Raw genomic sequence first — 17,980 nt, 5'->3', positions numbered from 1 at the left:
GATTTTTTTAGGAATAATTTTTTGAAATTTTTTTCATTAAATTTTGTAAAATATTACCTGGCCCTATTTCTGTAAATGAAATGGCTCCATGATTTATCATATTTTTTATAGATTGTTTCCATTTAACTGGAGAAGTTAATTGTTTTACAATATTTTTTTTTATATCACAAGATTTTATAACAGGAAGAGCTGTTACATTTTGGTATATTGGATATTTGGAATCTTTAAAAAAAATTTTATTTACAATTTTTTGAAATTTTTTTTTAGCTGGCTCCATAATCGGAGAATGAAAAGCTCCATGAACAGGAAGAATAAATATTTTTTTAGCTCCTATTTTTTTTAGAAAAAAACAAACTCTTTTCAAAGCTTGAATTTCTCCAGAAATTACTAATTGTTCAGGACTATTATAATTAGATGGAACTATAATGCCCCGATCTTTTTTACAAACTTCTTCTATAATGGAATCTTTTAATCCAAATATAACAGCCATACCTCCATGAGTGGATTCACAAATATTTTGCATAATTGATGCTCTTTGATTCACTAATTTTAATCCATCTTCAAAAGAAAATACCTTAATTGCAGCTAAGGCAGATAATTCTCCTAGAGAATGTCCAGCTACCATATCAGGATTAAAATTATTTGATATTTTTGCTTTTATAACTGAATATATATAAATAGCTAATTGTGTATATATTGTATTTTTTAAAGTTTCCATAGATCCTTCAAACATAATAGATGTCATTCGGAAACCCAAAACCTCGTCAGATAATTGAAATAATTTCTTTGCTAAATGAGAATTTTTGTATAAATCTTTTCCCATTCCTACGAATTGAGATCCTTGACCAGGAAATAGATAAGCTTTCATATTGATAAAAAAATTTTTAAATTAATTATTACATGAAAATCACTGATACCCATACACATTTATACATGAAAGAATTTGATGAAGATATTCATTTTGTAATACAAAAAGCCTTTCATAAAGGAATCAATAGATTTCTACTTCCCTCAATAGATAGTTCTACTGTTCCTAATATATTAAAATTAGAAAAAAAATATCCTAATGTATGTTTTCCCATGGTAGGATTGCATCCTAGTAAAATTAATTCATTTAATTTAGAAAAAGAATTACAAAATATAAAAATATGGTTAGATAACCATTCCTTTATTTCTATAGGAGAAATTGGAATGGATCTACATTTAGGGAAAAAATTTGTCTTAGAACAGGAATATGCTTTTAAAACTCAAATACAATGGGCAAAACAAAAAAAACTTCCCGTAGTTATACATTGTAGAAAAGCTTTTGATCAAGTTTTTGATATTTTATTAAAAGAAAAAAATTCTTATCTAAAAGGTGTTTTTCATTGTTTCTCAGGAACTTTAGACCAAGCTAAAAGAATTATTGATTTTGGAATCAAATTAGGTATTGGGGGGATGATTACTTTTAAAAATAATCTTATTAGTCAATTTTTACATAAAATAAGTTTGAATCACATAGTATTAGAAACAGATTCTCCTTATCTTTCTCCACATCCTTTTAGAGGGAAAAGAAATGAACCGGAAAATTTGAGAATAATTTTAAAAAAACTATCACATATCTATTCTACATCAGAAGAAAAAATATCCGATATTATTCATTTGAATGTAGAAAAATTATTTTTTTAAAAAGAAAAAAATTTTTCATACCATTTTAGATGGATTAACTAATTTTTCAAATTCATCAATTGTTAAATATCCTAATCGAATCGCTTCTTTTTTTAAGGTACTATTATTTTCATAAGCAGATTTTGCAATTTTTGCTGATTTTTCATATCCAATATGACTATTAAGTGCTGTAACTAACATCAAAGATTTATCCAAAAATTCTTTAATTCTATGATGGTTTGGTTTTATTCCTTTGACACATAAAGAAGAAAAAGAAGTACAAGCATCTGCAAGAAGTTGGGAAGATTGTAAAAAATTATATGCCATTAATGGTTTAGAAACATTTAATTCATAATTTCCTGAAGAACCCGCTATAGAAATAACTGTATCATTTCCTATAATTTGAGTACAAACCATAATAATAGCTTCACATTGAGTAGGATTTACCTTACCTGGCATTATAGAAGATCCAGGTTCATTTTCTGGAATATAAATTTCTCCAATACCAGAACGTGGTCCAGAAGATAAAAAACGAATGTCATTTGAAATTTTCATTAAAGAAATAGCTATTTGTTTAAGAGCTGAATGAGATCCCACTATAGCATCATGAGATGCAATTGCTTCAAACTTATTTTTCGCTATTTTAAAAGGTAAACCAGTATATTTAGATATATACTCAGTTATTTTTATGTCATATCCTTTAGGAGCATTCAATCCCGTTCCTACGGCTGTTCCTCCTATGGCTAATTCAGAAAGATGATCTAAAGTTTTTTTTATAGCATTTAATCCATGATCTATTTGGGAAACATATCCGGAAAATTCTTGTCCTAAAGTAATAGGAGTTGCATCCATAAGATGAGTTCTTCCTATTTTAATAATATTATGAAATAATTTGGATTTCTCTTCCAAAGTTTCTTTTAATTTTTGTATAGAAGGAATAGTTTTTTTAACTAATTTTTGATAAGAGGCTATATGCATAGCTGTAGGAAAAGTATCATTGGATGATTGAGACATATTTACATCATCATTAGGATGAATAAAAGATGGGAGAGTTCCTAATTTTCCTCCCATTAAAACATGAGCTCTGTTAGAAATAACCTCATTAACATTCATATTTGTGTGAGTTCCTGAACCTGTTTGCCATATAACTAAAGGAAACTGATCATTTAATTTTTCCTTTATAATTTCGTCACAAACTAAGGATATCATATCTTTCTTTTTTTTGGATAAAAAACCCAATTCAAAATTAACATGAGCAGCAGCTTTTTTTAAAAAACCATATGCATGAATTATTTCAATAGGCATAGAAGCCTTTGGACCAATTACAAAATTATTTCTAGATCTTTCTGTTTGTGCTCCCCAATATTTATTGATAGGTACTTTTACGATTCCTAAAGTATCTTTTTCTATTCTATATGTCATTATTCTATTTTTTTACGAAATTATATAATAAATTATAACTCATATATGATTCTTAAATTTATAGGCTTTTTGTTTTTTTTACTCATAACTATATCTGGTTTTTGGTGCGTATTTTTTTTATCTTTTTTTAGCATTTACTGGATTATGAGTATATTGATTAATATATTGACAATTTATTTTAAGTTTAAATATGTTAAAAGAAAAAAAATACGGAATATTTAAAAATAAATATTTTTGGATTAGTATTTTTTTCTTTATATGGATGTCTTTTTTTGATTCTAACTCTTTAATTCTACATTACAAATTTCAGAGAAATATTCAGGAAATGACATATAATAGAAATTTTTTGAAAAAAAAAATTTCATTGGAAGGGATTCTATTAAAAAAATTAACTGCAGATTCTAAATATCTTGAAAAAATAGCAAGAGAAAAATTTTATATGAAAAAAAAAGATGAAGATTTATTTATTGTTTCTAGATGCAATCGAAAATACAATCTAACGTCCCATATAAATGAGTAAAATACTTAAATCTGAAGGAGAGATTCCACTAATTCTTGAAGCTTGAGCTAATGATATTGGACGATAATAATCCAATTTTTCTCTTGCTTCTGAAGAAAGAGATTTTATTGATTTGTAATCAAAATTATTTGGAATTTTAATATTTTCCAATCTTAATAATTTTTTTGCATTTTCTTTTTCTCTATTTATATATCCCTTATATTTGATTCTAATTGAAACTTGTTCTAATATTTCCTGGGTAAAACTGTTTTTTTTAATTTCCTCCATTAAAAATGGAATATAAATAATGTCTTTAATATCAATTTCAGAACGAGATAAAATAGTATCTATTTTTTTTTCCTGATGTATTTTAGGAGATTTTTTAGAATGTAATATAGGATTTATAGTTTTTGGTTCAAAATTTTTATTTTGAAATAAATGCATACATTTTTCTATTTTATATTTTTTTTTATTTAACAGTATCATTTTATCTTCTGAAATTAAACCTATATTATATCCCATAGGAGTCAATCTTTCATCAGCATTATCTTGTCGTAATAACATTCTATATTCAGCTCTTGAAGTAAACATTCGATAAGGTTCTTTTGTTCCTTTTGTAATCAAATCATCTATTAAAACTCCAATATAAGCCTGATTCCTTTTAAGAATAAAAGGTTCTTTTTTATGAATTTTTAAATGAACATTAATCCCTGCTATTAATCCTTGAGCCGCAGCCTCTTCATATCCAGTAGTTCCATTAATTTGTCCCGCAAAAAAAAGATTTTCTATGATTTTACTTTCTAAAGTAATTTTTAATTGTTCCGGTGGAAAATAATCATATTCGATAGCATATCCAGGTTTTAATATTTTTACTTCTTCAAAACCTGAAATTTGCTTTAAAGATTGATATTGTATTTCTTCTGGAAAAGAAGTGGAAAAACCATTGACATATACTTCCACAGTATTCCATCCTTCTGGTTCAACAAAAATGGTATGTTCTTTTTTATCCGAAAATCGGAAAACTTTTTCTTCTATAGAAGGACAATATCTAGGACTAATTCCTTGAATGGAACCTGTATAAATTGGAGAATGATTGAAATTATGACGTATAAAATCATGTACTCTTTTATTGGTGTAAGTAATATAACATTTTTTTTGTTTTTCTAATTTTTTTGTTTTATAAAAAAATGAAAATTTTTTTGGATCTATATCTCCATTTTGAGATTTCATTTTATCATAATTTAAAGAACGTCCATCTACTCTTGGGGACGTTCCTGTTTTCATTCTTCCAAATTTAAATCCAAAATTTTCAGTTAATTGCTCCGTAATTCCTTTTACTTCTTGCTCCGCTATTCTTCCTCCATGAAATTTTTTTTTACCAATATGTATTTTTCCATTTAAAAAAGTTCCGTTTGTAAGGATTACTGATTTTCCTTTAATTTTTAATCCAAAATAAGTTTGAACTCCTGTAACTTTATTTTTTTCTATTATTAAAGATGTAACTGTATCTTGGTATAAGTCTAATTGAGCATTTTTTTCTATAAGAAATCTCCAATAGTAGGAAAATAGTTTTCTATCACATTGAGCTCTAGGGCTCCACATAGCAGGTCCCTTAGATTGATTCAGCATTCTAAATTGAATGGTGCTATAATCTGTAATTATTCCAGAATATCCACCCAAAGCATCTATTTCTCTAATAATCTGACCTTTAGCAATTCCTCCCATAGCGGGATTACATGACATTTGACCTATAGTTTGCAAATTAGTAGTAATAAGCAAAGTTTTAGATCCCATATTAGAAGCTGCAGAAGCCGCTTCAATTCCAGCATGTCCTCCTCCAACTACAATAACATCATATATGTTTGAAAACATGAATTTTTAAAATTGAAATAAATTTAAATAAAACTCTTCTTTTTTTTTCATAATTTTTTTATCTGTAAAATTATGGTCATCATATCTTAAAAGATGTAATATAGCATGGATCATAACACGTTTTAATTCATACATAAAATATTGATTCCATTGTTTGGAATTTTCATAAATCCTATCTACACTAATAAATACATCTCCAGAAATGGATTTATTAATTGAATAATTAAACGTAAGCACATCTGTATAAAAATTTTTTTTCAAATATTTTCGATTTAAATCTAAAAGAAAATTGTCAGTACAAAAAATATAGTTAATATTTCCAATATATACTCCTTCATTATTTAATATAATACAGATTTCTTTAATCAATAAAGATCCTTTTTTAAGGTAGAAATCAGAAATTTCATAAAATAATCTAATCATTATCAAATAATATTTCCTATTTTAGGAATTAAAAATTTACATGTTTTGATTACAAAAAAAATCATTCCTAATATATTTACTTTATTAAATTTATTTTTTGGATGTATCTCTATAATATTATTACAATCTAAAAATTTTAATTATTCTGCTATGTTTACTTTATTTTCAATAATCTTTGATTTTTTGGATGGTTTTTTTTCTAGATTAATAAAAAATAAAAATAAATTTGGAAAAGAATTAGATTCTTTAGCAGATATGGTTTCTTTTGGGGTAGTTCCATCTATTATAGTTTTTCTTTTATTAGAAAATAAAACTCCAATTCCATTTGTTGAGTATTTAGCTTTTTTTATTTCCATTTTTTCTGCATATCGTTTAGCTAAATTTAATATTACGCCTCACAATAATTATATAATCGGACTAACAACTCCCATGAATACCTTATTTTTTTCTTCTTTATCTATCATAATTACAAATGATACTCTTTTTTTTATAAATCAAAAAATTATATATTTTATTACAATGCTTTTTATGATATTTTTTTCTTGTTATTTTTTAGTATCTCAGATGAAAATGCTTTCTTTCAATTTTGAAGATTTTTCTTGGAAAAAGAACAAAATACGTTATGTTTTTTTATTAATTAGTATATTTCTTTTATTAACTTTACATATAATGGCTTTACCATGTATTATTATTTATTATATAATAACTTCAATTTATTTTCACAAAAAAAATTCATAATTAAAATATGAAATTAAAACTTCATCGTCCTATTTGTTTTTTTGATATAGAAGCAACAGGAATTAATATAGGAAAAGATAGAATTATAGAGATATCTATATTAAAAATATTTCCCAATGGGAGTCAAGAAGATAAAACTTGGTTAATTTATCCCGGAATCCCTATTCCTCCACAATCTACCGCTATTCATGGAATCAAAAATGAAGATGTAGCGGGAAAAATGAAATTTAAAGATGTGGCTTCTTCTATTTTTAAAATGATTGAAAATACAGATTTAGCAGGATATAATTCTAACAGATTTGATATTCCAATTTTAGCAGAAGAAATGCTTCGTGCAGGAATATCTTTTGATATCAAAAAATATAAAACTATAGATGTACAAGTGATTTTTCATAAAATGGAACCTAGAACACTTTCTGCTGCTTACAAATATTATTGTAATAAAAATCTTATGAAAGCTCATAGTTCTAAAGCTGATACATTTGCTACATATGAAATACTATTGGCACAATTGGAAAAATATGAAAATCTAAAAAAAGATGTCAAAAGTTTAAATCAATTTTCTCATCAAAAAAATATAGCAGATTTAGCAGGATTCGTAAAAATAGATGAAGAAGGAAATGAAATATTCAATTTTGGAAAATATAAAGGAGAAAAAGTTTTTGAAATCTTTGAAAAAGACCCTAATTATTATGGATGGATACAGAATTCAGATTTTCCATTATATACAAAAAAAATATTAACAGGAATTAAATTAAAAAAATTTAATCAATAAATATTTATTTTTGATTAAGATCTTTTAATTTCGTTGATATAAAATTCGCAAGATTTTTACCATGTAGTAAATCTTTGGATAACAGAGTCAAATCTAAAGCTTCTTGTATTATTTTTTTTCTTTTTTCTTCTGATATTTCTTTTAATATTTTTTTCATCAAAGAATGATTTGTATTTACGATTAATTGATAATGTTTATCTTTTTTTACTTTTTCTTGTCCTAGAGTAGAATTCATTTCTTCTATTCTTCTTATAAATTCTGGAATGATAATTAAAAAAGGATTATCTTTTATTGACAAATCTTCTAATTGTATGGAAAATTGATAATTATCCATGATATGATTGAGGATGATATTTTTTAAATCTTGTTTTTCTTTCTCAGAAAGTTCTGAATTTAATTTTTCTTCTTTTTTATAATCAATTAATTTATCAATATGATCTGAGTCAACTCGAACAAAACAAATATCTTGATAAGATAATTCTAATTTATGGATTAAATGAACTGAAAGAGGACTATCAAAAATCAAAACTTCATAGCATCTATCTTGAGCTTCTTTAATAGAACTATATTGTTTATCTGCATCTGAATAATAAAGAAAAACAATTTTTCCTTTTTTATTTTTTTGAGTGTTTTTTATTTTTTCCCTAAACTCTTCCAGAGTAAAATAATTTTTATTTATAGTATAAAAAACAAAAAATTTGATAACCTTATCGAAAAAATTTTGTGAACTAATCATTCCATATTCCACTATAATTTTGATATCTTTCCATTTTTTTTGAAAATCTGTTCTATTATTTAGAAACATAGTTTCTAGTTTATCTGCCACTTTTCTTGTGATATATTTAGATATATTTTTAACAGATGCATCAGATTGTAAATGAGAACGTGATACATTAAGAGGAATATCTGGAGAGTCTATGACTCCTCTTAATAAACTAAGAAAATCTGGAACAATTCCTTCCAAATTATCCGTAATATAAACCTGATTTTGATACAAATGAATTTTATCTTTTTGTATATCTATTCTTTTTTCTATTTTAGGAAAATATAAAATTCCTGTTAAATGAAAAGGATGATCTATATTTAAATGAACCCAAAATAAAGGATCTTCTAATTGATTTGTATATAATTCATGATAAAAATCTAAATAATTTTTATCGTTCAATTGAAGGGGACTTTTTTTCCAAGCAGGATTCACATTATTAATAACAATTTCTTTTTCTTTTTCATCGATAGATGATAAAGAGATTGTTATAGGCATAAATTTACAGTATTTATGCAATAATTTTAAAACGTAATCATGTTCTAGAAATTTTTTGTCTTCTTCATTAAGAAATAAAATAATTTCTGTACCTCTATCTCTTTTTTCAGTTTTTTCCATGATGAAATTTGGATTTCCTTCACAAGACCAAAATATGGATGATGCGTTTTTTTTATAAGATTGAGTCAGTATTGTTACTTTATTTGCTACCATAAAAGAAGAATAAAAACCTAATCCAAAATGTCCAATAATATTAGAAAAATCCGTTGTTTTTTTATATTTTTTAACAAATTCTTCCGCTCCAGAAAAAGCTATTTGATTAATATACTTATCCACTTCTTCTTCAGTCATCCCTATTCCATTATCTATAACATGAAATGTGTTATTCATTTTATCTATGACTACTTTAACTTTAAAATCGTTAATGATATCATATAAATTTTCTAATTTTATTAAAGTTTTTAATTTGACAATAGCATCTACAGCATTAGAAACTAATTCACGCAAAAAAACTTCTTGATCCGAATAAAGAAATTTTTTAATAATAGGAAAAATATTATCTGAAGTAACACTAATTTTATTATTTACCATAGAATACGTAATTATACAGAAAAACCAACGTAAAGCATTATAAACAAAAATTATACCATATAAATACTATGTCAATATGACAGTTCAATTTGGTTTTACTCAAAAAAATAATTAACAAATTTGTTTTCATCAAATACTTTTAAATCTTGTATTTTTTCTCCTATACCTAAATATTGTATAGGAATTTTAAATTGATTCATGATTCCAATTCCTACTCCTCCTTTAGCTGTTCCTTCTATTTTAGTTAAAATAATGGAAGAAATTGGAATGAAATAGGTAAATTGTCTAACTTGTTCAAAAGCATTTTGGCCCGTTGTTGCATCTAAAACAAGTATAATTTCATGAGGGGATTTGGACATTATTTTTTTCGTGACTCTACTTATTTTAGAAAGCTCTTCCATAAGACTAACTCGATTTTGTAATCGTCCAGCTGTATCAATTAATACCACATCTTTTTTTTTAGATTTTGCAGATTGTAAAGTATCATATGCCACAGACGCCGGATCTGCATGTATATGTTGTTTTACTAAAGGAACTCCAGCTTTATTTGACCATATTTCAAGTTGATCTATAGCGGCCGCTCTAAATGTATCTGCTGCACCTATAATAACATGAAAACCCTTTTTTTTTAGAAAAAAAGCTAATTTACCAATTGTAGTTGTTTTTCCTACTCCATTGACTCCTACCATTAAAATAACATATGGTTTTTCGATACTTTTTTTTATTTTTTTTTCTAAACAAATATTTTCAATATCTATAAAAAGATTTTTAATTTCTTCCTTAAGAAAATTATAAATATTTTGAGAATTTTCATATTTTTCTTTTTTAACTTTTTTCTCTAAGTTATTGATAATTTTAATAGTAGTTTTTGTTCCTATGTCTGCAGATAATAATATCTCTTCTATACGATCAATTACATTGATATCTATGTTTGATTTTTTAGAGAAAAGATTTTTTAGTTTAGAGAAAAAAGATTCTTTAGTTTTTTCTAACTCATGCTCATAATTGAATGTTTGATTTGTTTCTTTTTTCAAAAACATTGTAAATTTTTATTTTTTATAAAAAAATTTTTCAATTTTTCATCAGAAATCATTTTATTTACAAAAACGTAACACCCAGATTTGTTAGATTTGACTATTTTTATAGCCAAAGTCATTTTTTTCAAAACCTTTTTGTTTTGGTTGTTTTTTATTCCTTTTTTAGACATTTTTTATTTGATTTCTTTATGAATTGTATATTTTTTTAATACTGGATTATATTTTTTTAGCTCGATTCTGTTTGGAGTATTTTTTTTATTTTTTGTTGTAATATATCTAGAACAACCAGAAATCCCAATTTTTCTTTGTTCAACACATTCTAATATAACTTGTATTCTATTTCCTTTTTTTCCCATTTTATTTAAAATTTAATTATAATTTATATTTAAAACGTTTTAAAACTTTTTCTATTCCTATTTTATTGATAAGTTTTATAGTAGAAGTACAAATTTTTAAAGTGATCCATTTTTTTTCTTTTATTAAAAAAAAACGTTTTTTACATAAATTAATGTTGAAACGACGTTTTTTTTTGTTATTTGCATGAGAAACTCTATTTCCTATCATTGCTTTTTTTCCTGTTAATTCACAAATTTTTGACATAATAATTTTTTTTTTAACTTGCCAAAATAGCTAATATAAATAAATTATAAAGACATTTCATGTCAGGACATAGTAAATGGTCAAATATACAACATAGAAAATCAAATCAGGATTTCAAAAAATCTAAAAAATTTTCAAAAATCATTAAAGAAATTTATACAGCTGTAAAAAAATCAGGAACAAATAATTCTCGATTTAAAAATGCTATTTTAAATGCAAAATCCCTCAATATTCCTAAAAATACTATAGAAAAAGCTATAAAAAAAGCTTTACAGATAAGAACGGATAATTACAAAAATATAAATTTAGAAGGATTAATTCATGGAATTAGCATTATTATAGAATGTATGACGAACAATAGTATTAGAACAACTTCCAATATTAGAGCTATTTTTAATAAAAATGGAGGAAGATTATGTCATAATGGGGAATTAACTCATTTTTTTCAAAAAATGGGTGTTTTTTGCATAAAAAAAAAAGATATTCATTTTTCAATGGAAGATTTTGAATTAATGTCAATAGATTTTGGAGCTTTAAATTTTACGATAGACCATTCTATGGTTTATTTGTATACAGATTTTGAATATTTTGGGGCTATGAAAAACAATTTAGAAAAGTTAAAAATACTATACGAATATAAAATCAAATGTATACCTAAACAAATTAAATGTATTTCAGAAGAAAAGAAAAATAAAGTTTTAAATTTAATTGAAAAAATTTATCTAAATGAAGATGTAGAAAATATTTACTCAAATTTACATGATAATAAAAAGTAAAATGTCCTATCGCATTTAAAAAAAAAAATGAGGAAAGTCCGGACACCGTAGAGCAACACAATGGGTAACGCCCATCCATCGAAAGGTGAGGAATAGTGCAACAGAAAGAATGTACAGATTAATTGCTGTAGTGAAATCATGTAAACTCTGTGTGGTGAAATGCCATGTATACCGGAAAACTAGCTCGGTTGAAACCGGGGGGTAGGCAGATTGAGATCATGGGTAACCTAGGTCCTAGATAAATGATAGGGTTAAAACAGAATCCGGCTTACAATTTTACTTTTGGGAGAGATGGCCGAGAGGATTAAGGCGCACGTCTGGAAAGCGTGTTCACAAAAAGTGTCAAGGGTTCGAATCCCTTTCTCTCCGCTTTATTTATTTTTTTGGAATTTTTCTATATCTTCTAGTTGTTTTTCTATCAAATTAGTCCTAATCCCTAATAATCGATCTATGTCTTTAGAAGCCCCTTGTAATTTATTTTGAGCTTGATGAAGTAACAATCCAAATTTTTTGAATTCCTGTTTTACCGTTTCTAAAATTTTCCATACTTCAGAACTTCTTTTTTGAATAGCTAAAGTTCTAAATCCAATTTGTAAGCTATTTAATACAGCAGCTAATGTCGACGGACCTGCTATTACTGTTTTATATTTTCTTAATAATTCTTCCAATAATCCAGAATTTCTTGTTATTTCAGCATATATTCCTTCAAAAGGTAAAAAAAGAATAGCAAAATCAGTAGTATGTGGAGGATCTATATACTTTTCTAGAATATCTTTTGACATTTTTTTAAGTACAGATTCCATATTTTTTATGGCTATTTCTATATTCTTTTTTTCTCCATTATGATAAGCTTTTTGTACTTTTTCATAAGTTTCCTTTGGAAACTTAACATCAATAGGTAACCAGATCATATTTCCATTTTCAAGTCCTGGAAGTTTAATCGCAAATTCTACGACAAAATTTGTATTAGATTTAGTAATAACATTAGAAGCATATTGTTCTGGAGATAAAATCTGTTCTAAAAGCATGGAAAGTTGCATTTCACTAAAACTTCCACATATTTTCACATGATTTAAGGTTCTTTTTAAAGAACTTACATCTTTAGCTAAAATTTTCATTTCTCCTAACCCTTCTTGTAAAAAAAATAATTGATTTCCAATTATTTCAAATGATTTTCCCAAATGGACATTTAAAGAAGTTTGAAGCTTATCATTAACATTTTCTTTGATTTCCTCTAGTTTTTTCTCAATAACTTGAATAAGTTTATCTTGTGATGCATGAACAGAATTTAATTTTTGATTTTGATAATCGAAATAAAATTGAATTTTTTGATCAATAGTATCCTGAATAATTTTTATATTTTGTATTAAACCATTTTTCATATCAATTAAAGAATCATCCATTTCATTTTTACTACATTTAGATAATTTATGAATTTCATTTTGTTGATCTTTAAATTCTTTTCTAAAAAAAAGTTCTAATTTTCTAAAAAAATATATGCATATGAAAAAAATAAAGAAACTAATAAATATAAATGAATAATACATTTAAATCATGAAGAAAAAATAGCGGGAATAGGACTCGAACCTATGACCTTCGGGTTATGAGCCCGACGAGCTACCAACTGCTCCATCCCGCGAATATTATATTCGTTAATATAATGTTTTTCATTTACAAATACAAAATCAAATATTAAAAAATTTATTCATCCATTCATAGATATTAAAAATTCCTCATTATTTTGGGTTCTAGACATCCTAGATCTTAAAAATTCCATAGCTTCTACTGGATTCATATCGGAAAGATGTTTCCGCAAAATCCACATTCTTTGTAATGTTTTAGGGTCAAGTAAAAGATCATCTTTTCTTGTACTAGAAGAGACAAGATCAATAGCTGGATAAATTCGTTTATTGGCTATTTTTCTATCTAATTGAAGTTCTTTATTTCCTGTTCCTTTAAATTCTTCAAAAATTACTTCATCCATTTTTGATCCTGTATCGATCATAGCTGTGGCAATTATAGATAAGGATCCTCCATTTTCTATATTTCTAGCCGCTCCAAAAAATCTTTTGGGTTTGTGTAATGCATTTGCATCTACTCCTCCTGATAATACCTTACCAGATGCAGGAGCAACCGTGTTATAAGCTCGTGCTAAACGTGTTATAGAATCTAACAATATAACTACGTCATGTGAACTTTCCACCATTCTTTTTGCTTTTTGTAAAACAATATTGGCAACTTTAACATGTCTATCTGCTGGCTCATCAAAAGTAGATGCAATGACCTCTCCTTTGACATTTCTCTGCATATCTGTTACTTCTTCTGGACGTTCATCTATTAATAATATAATTAGATATACTTCAGGATGATTAGCCGCAATAGCATTAGCTATTTCTTTTAATAAAGTAGTTTTTCCTGTTTTTGGAGGAGCCACAATCATTCCTCTCTGTCCTTTTCCTATGGGAGTAAAAAGATCTACAATTCTTGTAGAAAGAGTTGCATTTCTTTCAGCTAATTTAAATTTTTCATTTGGAAATAATGGAGTCAAATGTTCAAAAGAATCTCTATCCCTTACAAAAGAAGGAGATCTTCCATTGATCTCAAGAATTTTAATTAGAGGAAAATATTTTTCTCCATCTTTAGGAGGACGAACTTCTCCTCTGATTGTATCTCCTGTTTTCATTCCAAAAAGTCTGATTTGAGATTGTGAAACATAAATATCATCAGGAGATGATAAATAATTAAAATCGGAAGATCTCAAAAATCCGTAATTTTCTAGCATGATTTCTAATACTCCTTCACTTATTATTATTCCTTCAAATTCATATTCAGGAGTACGATATTTATTGGAAGATATTTTTTTTTGTGATCCGATTTCAATTCCGTGAGATGACGATGTGTTTAAAACTTCTAATCTATCATTTTTTTTCCAAAAATTTTGATGCTTTTTTTGAAATTTTGTAGATTCTTCCGAAAGTTTCGAATTAATAATTTTTAAATGTTCTTGAGAATTTTTTTTACCATTTATGCTTTTGTTTTCTGATAATTTAGATTCAGTGTTTTTTCGCATTCTAAATCCTTTTTTTAAAGGATTTTCCCTTTTTGAATGGGCAGAAGTATTCTTATTATTGAAAGAAGTATTCTTATTATTGATAATAGTAATAATTTTTTCTAGGAGTTCGTTTTTTCGTAATTGTGTACATTTTTTTAATCCTGAAGAACGAGCAATCTCCTGTAATTCAAAAAGTTTTTTACTTTTTAATTCAGTAATATCAAACATAAAATGATTGGGTTTTATATATGCTTGGTAAGTAATATACTTTATTAGTTGAAAAATAACTTAGAAACGATAAATGCAATTATACAAAAAATTAATTTGAACTTAAATAATTAAATAGGAAATTATAAAAACAATTTAATTTAATTTTTTATTATGTTATATAGAATACAAACATTATATTCCCTTATTTCTATTTTTATTTATTCTGTTTTCATATATTTTTTATTAAATCATGAAAATATAACTGATTTTTTCTATTTGAATCTGTATTTGAAAAAAATAATTTTATTTATTATAATTATATGTTTATTTATATCTATTTTAAGTTTTTTACTTTTCAATAGAAATAAATTACAAATTTTTTGTAATAAAATTAATATACTTACTAATACTAGTTATGTAATAATTCTTTTTTTTTCATATACTCAATTAAATAAATATACAACATTAATCATGTTTCTGTTTTTTATATTATGCATATGTATTTTATATCTTACAAATAAAGCCATAAAAAAAGATATAAAATTAATTGATTCTATAAATAGAATACGATGAAATGATTAAATATTCTTAATTTCAAAAGTTTTTATAAAGTTTTTAAAAATGAAAAAAACTTCATTCATTCAAAAATTGGAAGTTTCAAAAAAAGAATTTCATGAAATTTCAAAACTCATTACACAACCCAATATTATATCTAATCAGAAAAAATACAGAATATTATTAAACAAATATACAAAATTAGAAAAAATAGTTTCTTTTTATGAAGAATACAAAAAAAAATTGGCTGTACTTCAAGAAATAAATTTCATTTTAGAAAATGATTCAGATATAGAAATGAAAGAACTTGCCTCAACAGAAAAATACAATATTTTAGATAATTTATCTTCTATCGAAAAAGAATCCTATAATCTTCTACTTTCATCAAAATATGAATCTGATACAGAAGATTATAGAAATGGTGCTATATTGGAACTCCGTTCTGGAACAGGAGGAGATGAAGCATGTCTTTTTGTTGAAGATGTATTAAGAATGTACACAATGTATTTTAAAAAATCAGGGTGGAAATATAGAATTATACACGTTCAAAAAGGAGGAATAAAAGGATATAAAGAAATTATTTTAGATATAAATGGAGAAAAAGGAGTTTTTGGAAATTTAAAATTTGAATCTGGAGTTCACAGAGTACAAAGAATACCAAAAACAGAATCTCAAGGAAGAGTCCATACATCTGCTATAACCGTAGCGGTACTTCCTAAAGTAAAAGATATAGAAGTTAATCTCAATTTATCTGATATAAAGAAAGATACTTTTAGATCTAGTGGATCTGGAGGTCAGCATGTAAATAAAACAGAATCTGCTGTACGATTAACTCATATTCCAAGTAAAATCACAGTAGAATGTCAAGAAGAACGTTCTCAACATAAAAATTTTGAAAAAGCTATAAGTGTTTTACGATCTCGTATTTATCAAAAAGAAAAAGAAAAAAGATTAAAAAAAATGTCTACAAAAAGAAAATCTTTAGTCTCTACAGGAGATCGTTCTGTAAAAATTCGTACTTATAATTATCCTAAAAACAGAATCACGGATCATAGAATTCATAAATCTATTTATAATCTTACAGAATTTATGAATGGAAATATTCAAGAAATGATCAATCTATTAAAATTATTTGAAAAAAAATAATATTTTATTATTCTATATTTGTATTTGATACCAAGTTTAAATCTTGATTATCCAAAAAATTTGTATTATAGTTTCCCTTTAAAAAATCATTATTTTGCATAAGTTTTATATGAAAAGGAATAGTTGTTTGGATTCCTTCTATGACAAACTCATCTAAAGAACGACGCATTTTTTCAATAGTTTCTTTTCTAGTTTTTGCTGTAGTAATAATTTTAGCAATCATAGAATCATAATAATGTGGAACAAAATATCCTGCATAAATATGTGTGTCAATACGTACTCCTTTTCCTCCAGGTAAATGCATTTGAGTGATTTTTCCAGGAACTGGACGAAAATTATAATATGGTTCTTCTGCGTTAATTCTACATTCTATTGAATACATTTTGGGATAAAAATTTTTTTTTATAGAAAGTTTTTTTCCAAATGCTAAAAATATTTGTTCTTGAATTAAATCTAAACCAGTTATTTCTTCAGTAATAGTATGTTCTACTTGTATTCTAGGATTCATTTCCATAAAATAAAAATTTTTGTTTTTATCTACTAAAAATTCTATAGTTCCCACTCCTTCATAATGAATAGATTTAGCCGCTTTTACGGCAATTTCTCCCATTTTTTTTCTAAGAGATGGAGTTAAAAATGGAGAAGGAGCTTCTTCCACTAATTTTTGATTTCTTCTTTGAATGGAACAATCTCTTTCTGATAAATGACATATTCTTCCATATTTATCTCCTAGAATTTGAATTTCTATATGTCTTGGATTCAATATTAATTTTTCTATATACATGTCTTTCTTTCCAAAAAAAGACCAAGCCTCTTTTTTAGCTTCTTCCCAATAATTTTTTAAATGATTTTTGTCTAAAACAGATCGTATTCCTTTTCCTCCTCCCCCAGAAACAGCTTTTATAATAATTGGATATCCTATTTTATCTGCAATTTTTTCTATCTCTTTATAAGAAGATTCTACAAAACAATCAGATCCAGGTAAACAAGAAATTCCAATTTTTTTCATAGTTTTTTTGGCTGAAATTTTATTTCCCATTTGAATCATATGATTCGGTTTCGCTCCTATAAATTTTATGCCATGTTTTTGGCACATAGAAGAAAAATATGCATTTTCAGACAAAAATCCATATCCAGGATGAATTGCATCTGCATTTGTAATTTCTGCTGCAGAAATTAAATTAGGAATATTCAAATAAGATTGATATGGGTAAGGAGGACCAATGCATACAGCTTCATCCGCAAAATAAACATGTAGACTATGTTGATCTGCTGTAGAATAAACAGCTACAGTTTTAATTCCCATTTCTTTGACTGTACGTATAATTCGTAAAGCAATTTCTCCACGATTAGCTATTAATATTTTTTTAAACATT

The 17,980-nt window shown here is 25.6% G+C and carries 19 protein-coding genes, 2 tRNA genes and 1 other RNA gene; 9 read left to right on the top strand and 13 right to left on the bottom strand.

Features of this window, described 5'->3' with window-relative positions:
- Positions 1 to 7: 7 nt before the first annotated feature.
- Positions 8 to 868, bottom strand: a complete 861-nt coding sequence (gene fabD, locus G9C01_RS02965) for an ACP S-malonyltransferase (protein ID WP_166266253.1) — start codon at positions 866 to 868, stop codon at positions 8 to 10.
- 32 nt (positions 869 to 900) lie between these two features.
- Between fabD and G9C01_RS02960 the strand changes: the two genes are divergently transcribed.
- A complete protein-coding gene (locus tag G9C01_RS02960; RefSeq protein ID WP_166266250.1) occupies positions 901 to 1,668 on the top strand; it encodes a TatD family hydrolase in 768 nt (255 codons plus the stop codon).
- 15 nt (positions 1,669 to 1,683) lie between these two features.
- Here the strand turns inward: G9C01_RS02960 and fumC are convergent, their stop codons facing one another.
- Entirely contained in the window at positions 1,684 to 3,069 is a 1,386-nt protein-coding gene (gene fumC / locus G9C01_RS02955) for a class II fumarate hydratase (protein ID WP_166266247.1), read from the bottom strand.
- A 190-nt stretch (positions 3,070 to 3,259) separates the two neighbouring features.
- Here fumC and G9C01_RS02950 point away from each other — a divergent pair, with 190 nt between their 5' ends.
- The gene (locus G9C01_RS02950; protein WP_166266244.1) at positions 3,260 to 3,589 is read left to right on the top strand and encodes an FtsB family cell division protein; all 330 of its coding nucleotides are present in this window, start codon (positions 3,260 to 3,262) and stop codon (positions 3,587 to 3,589) included.
- On the opposite strand, the gene mnmG is transcribed toward G9C01_RS02950, so the two are convergent.
- Positions 3,566 to 5,440: a tRNA uridine-5-carboxymethylaminomethyl(34) synthesis enzyme MnmG gene (mnmG, locus tag G9C01_RS02945; RefSeq protein WP_166266241.1), complete on the bottom strand. Its 1,875-nt coding sequence runs from the start codon at positions 5,438 to 5,440 to the stop codon at positions 3,566 to 3,568. The two genes, G9C01_RS02950 and mnmG, sit on opposite strands and share 24 nt — an antisense overlap.
- Positions 5,441 to 5,446: 6 nt before the next feature.
- A complete protein-coding gene (ybeY, locus tag G9C01_RS02940; protein WP_166266239.1) occupies positions 5,447 to 5,863 on the bottom strand; it encodes an rRNA maturation RNase YbeY in 417 nt (138 codons plus the stop codon).
- 45 nt (positions 5,864 to 5,908) lie between these two features.
- Between ybeY and G9C01_RS02935 the strand changes: the two genes are divergently transcribed.
- Together G9C01_RS02935 and G9C01_RS02930 are read left to right on the top strand one after the other, a co-directional pair.
- On the top strand, positions 5,909 to 6,601 hold the full coding sequence (locus G9C01_RS02935) for a CDP-alcohol phosphatidyltransferase family protein (RefSeq protein WP_242673932.1): 693 nt from the start codon (positions 5,909 to 5,911) through the stop codon (positions 6,599 to 6,601).
- Positions 6,602 to 6,608: 7 nt separating this feature from the next.
- Complete coding sequence (locus tag G9C01_RS02930; protein ID WP_166266236.1) at positions 6,609 to 7,376, top strand: 3'-5' exonuclease; 768 nt, start codon at positions 6,609 to 6,611, stop codon at positions 7,374 to 7,376.
- Between the two features lie 4 nt (positions 7,377 to 7,380).
- Here the strand turns inward: G9C01_RS02930 and htpG are convergent, their stop codons facing one another.
- The 5 genes from htpG to rpmB all read right to left on the bottom strand — a co-directional run bounded on the left by htpG (position 7,381) and on the right by rpmB (position 10,865).
- The gene (gene htpG / locus G9C01_RS02925; RefSeq protein WP_166266233.1) at positions 7,381 to 9,228 is read right to left on the bottom strand and encodes a molecular chaperone HtpG; all 1,848 of its coding nucleotides are present in this window, start codon (positions 9,226 to 9,228) and stop codon (positions 7,381 to 7,383) included.
- Between the two features lie 95 nt (positions 9,229 to 9,323).
- On the bottom strand, positions 9,324 to 10,268 hold the full coding sequence (gene ftsY, locus G9C01_RS02920; protein ID WP_166266230.1) for a signal recognition particle-docking protein FtsY: 945 nt from the start codon (positions 10,266 to 10,268) through the stop codon (positions 9,324 to 9,326).
- Complete coding sequence (locus G9C01_RS02915; protein ID WP_242673964.1) at positions 10,259 to 10,384, bottom strand: DUF4295 family protein; 126 nt, start codon at positions 10,382 to 10,384, stop codon at positions 10,259 to 10,261. Before G9C01_RS02915 ends, ftsY begins: the two co-directional genes overlap by 10 nt.
- Before the next feature lie 54 nt (positions 10,385 to 10,438).
- The gene (gene rpmG, locus G9C01_RS02910; RefSeq protein ID WP_166266224.1) at positions 10,439 to 10,621 is read right to left on the bottom strand and encodes a 50S ribosomal protein L33; all 183 of its coding nucleotides are present in this window, start codon (positions 10,619 to 10,621) and stop codon (positions 10,439 to 10,441) included.
- 16 nt (positions 10,622 to 10,637) lie between these two features.
- Positions 10,638 to 10,865: a 50S ribosomal protein L28 gene (rpmB, locus tag G9C01_RS02905; protein WP_166266221.1), complete on the bottom strand. Its 228-nt coding sequence runs from the start codon at positions 10,863 to 10,865 to the stop codon at positions 10,638 to 10,640.
- A 59-nt stretch (positions 10,866 to 10,924) separates the two neighbouring features.
- On the opposite strand from rpmB, the gene G9C01_RS02900 reads away from it, so the two are divergent.
- The 3 genes from G9C01_RS02900 (at position 10,925) to G9C01_RS02890 (ending at position 12,010) form a co-directional block, all read left to right on the top strand.
- Positions 10,925 to 11,641 (top strand): YebC/PmpR family DNA-binding transcriptional regulator, encoded by a 717-nt coding sequence (locus G9C01_RS02900; protein WP_166266218.1) that lies wholly within the window; start codon positions 10,925 to 10,927, stop codon positions 11,639 to 11,641.
- Positions 11,635 to 11,928: RNase P RNA component class A (gene rnpB / locus G9C01_RS02895), an RNA gene on the top strand. Before G9C01_RS02900 ends, rnpB begins: the two co-directional genes overlap by 7 nt.
- Positions 11,927 to 12,010 (top strand) — tRNA-Ser (locus G9C01_RS02890). Before rnpB ends, G9C01_RS02890 begins: the two co-directional genes overlap by 2 nt.
- A 2-nt stretch (positions 12,011 to 12,012) precedes the next feature.
- Here the strand turns inward: G9C01_RS02890 and G9C01_RS02885 are convergent.
- The 3 genes from G9C01_RS02885 to rho form a co-directional block, all read right to left on the bottom strand.
- On the bottom strand, positions 12,013 to 13,188 hold the full coding sequence (locus G9C01_RS02885) for a DNA recombination protein RmuC (RefSeq protein WP_166266215.1): 1,176 nt from the start codon (positions 13,186 to 13,188) through the stop codon (positions 12,013 to 12,015).
- 19 nt (positions 13,189 to 13,207) lie between these two features.
- Positions 13,208 to 13,280 (bottom strand) — tRNA-Met (locus G9C01_RS02880).
- Positions 13,281 to 13,346: 66 nt separating this feature from the next.
- Entirely contained in the window at positions 13,347 to 14,921 is a 1,575-nt protein-coding gene (gene rho / locus G9C01_RS02875) for a transcription termination factor Rho (RefSeq protein ID WP_166266212.1), read from the bottom strand.
- Positions 14,922 to 15,074: 153 nt separating this feature from the next.
- Between rho and G9C01_RS02870 the strand changes: the two genes are divergently transcribed.
- Positions 15,075 to 15,476, top strand: a complete 402-nt coding sequence (locus G9C01_RS02870) for a DUF4293 family protein (RefSeq protein ID WP_166266208.1) — start codon at positions 15,075 to 15,077, stop codon at positions 15,474 to 15,476.
- A gap of 48 nt (positions 15,477 to 15,524) precedes the next feature.
- On the top strand, positions 15,525 to 16,604 hold the full coding sequence (gene prfA, locus G9C01_RS02865) for a peptide chain release factor 1 (protein ID WP_166266204.1): 1,080 nt from the start codon (positions 15,525 to 15,527) through the stop codon (positions 16,602 to 16,604).
- Between the two features lie 7 nt (positions 16,605 to 16,611).
- Here prfA and accC read toward each other — a convergent pair whose 3' ends face one another.
- On the bottom strand, positions 16,612 to 17,979 hold the full coding sequence (gene accC / locus G9C01_RS02860; RefSeq protein WP_166266201.1) for an acetyl-CoA carboxylase biotin carboxylase subunit: 1,368 nt from the start codon (positions 17,977 to 17,979) through the stop codon (positions 16,612 to 16,614).
- Position 17,980 lies beyond the last annotated feature (1 nt).

This window comes from Blattabacterium sp. DPU (assembly GCF_011290385.1).
GTDB lineage: Bacteria > Bacteroidota > Bacteroidia > Flavobacteriales > Blattabacteriaceae > Blattabacterium.
Note: the sequence above shows the minus strand (reverse complement) of the source record. Positions and strands in the feature narration are given on the sequence as shown.

What these genes read in the sequence shown, in the direction of transcription:
- fumC (WP_166266247.1), bottom strand. Translation starts at nt 3,069, where the DNA reads ATGACATATAGAATAGAAAAAGATACTTTAGGAATCGTAAAAGTACCT.
- rpmG (WP_166266224.1), bottom strand. Translation starts at nt 10,621, where the DNA reads ATGGGAAAAAAAGGAAATAGAATACAAGTTATATTAGAATGTGTTGAA.
- rho (WP_166266212.1), bottom strand. Translation starts at nt 14,921, where the DNA reads ATGTTTGATATTACTGAATTAAAAAGTAAAAAACTTTTTGAATTACAG.
- ybeY (WP_166266239.1), bottom strand. Translation starts at nt 5,863, where the DNA reads ATGATTAGATTATTTTATGAAATTTCTGATTTCTACCTTAAAAAAGGA.
- G9C01_RS02915 (WP_242673964.1), bottom strand. Translation starts at nt 10,384, where the DNA reads ATGACTTTGGCTATAAAAATAGTCAAATCTAACAAATCTGGGTGTTAC.
- rpmB (WP_166266221.1), bottom strand. Translation starts at nt 10,865, where the DNA reads ATGTCAAAAATTTGTGAATTAACAGGAAAAAAAGCAATGATAGGAAAT.
- mnmG (WP_166266241.1), bottom strand. Translation starts at nt 5,440, where the DNA reads ATGTTTTCAAACATATATGATGTTATTGTAGTTGGAGGAGGACATGCT.
- accC (WP_166266201.1), bottom strand. Translation starts at nt 17,979, where the DNA reads ATGTTTAAAAAAATATTAATAGCTAATCGTGGAGAAATTGCTTTACGA.
- G9C01_RS02950 (WP_166266244.1), top strand. Translation starts at nt 3,260, where the DNA reads ATGTTAAAAGAAAAAAAATACGGAATATTTAAAAATAAATATTTTTGG.
- G9C01_RS02885 (WP_166266215.1), bottom strand. Translation starts at nt 13,188, where the DNA reads ATGTATTATTCATTTATATTTATTAGTTTCTTTATTTTTTTCATATGC.
- htpG (WP_166266233.1), bottom strand. Translation starts at nt 9,228, where the DNA reads ATGGTAAATAATAAAATTAGTGTTACTTCAGATAATATTTTTCCTATT.
- ftsY (WP_166266230.1), bottom strand. Translation starts at nt 10,268, where the DNA reads ATGTTTTTGAAAAAAGAAACAAATCAAACATTCAATTATGAGCATGAG.
- G9C01_RS02870 (WP_166266208.1), top strand. Translation starts at nt 15,075, where the DNA reads ATGTTATATAGAATACAAACATTATATTCCCTTATTTCTATTTTTATT.
- fabD (WP_166266253.1), bottom strand. Translation starts at nt 868, where the DNA reads ATGAAAGCTTATCTATTTCCTGGTCAAGGATCTCAATTCGTAGGAATG.
- prfA (WP_166266204.1), top strand. Translation starts at nt 15,525, where the DNA reads ATGAAAAAAACTTCATTCATTCAAAAATTGGAAGTTTCAAAAAAAGAA.
- G9C01_RS02960 (WP_166266250.1), top strand. Translation starts at nt 901, where the DNA reads ATGAAAATCACTGATACCCATACACATTTATACATGAAAGAATTTGAT.
- G9C01_RS02900 (WP_166266218.1), top strand. Translation starts at nt 10,925, where the DNA reads ATGTCAGGACATAGTAAATGGTCAAATATACAACATAGAAAATCAAAT.
- G9C01_RS02930 (WP_166266236.1), top strand. Translation starts at nt 6,609, where the DNA reads ATGAAATTAAAACTTCATCGTCCTATTTGTTTTTTTGATATAGAAGCA.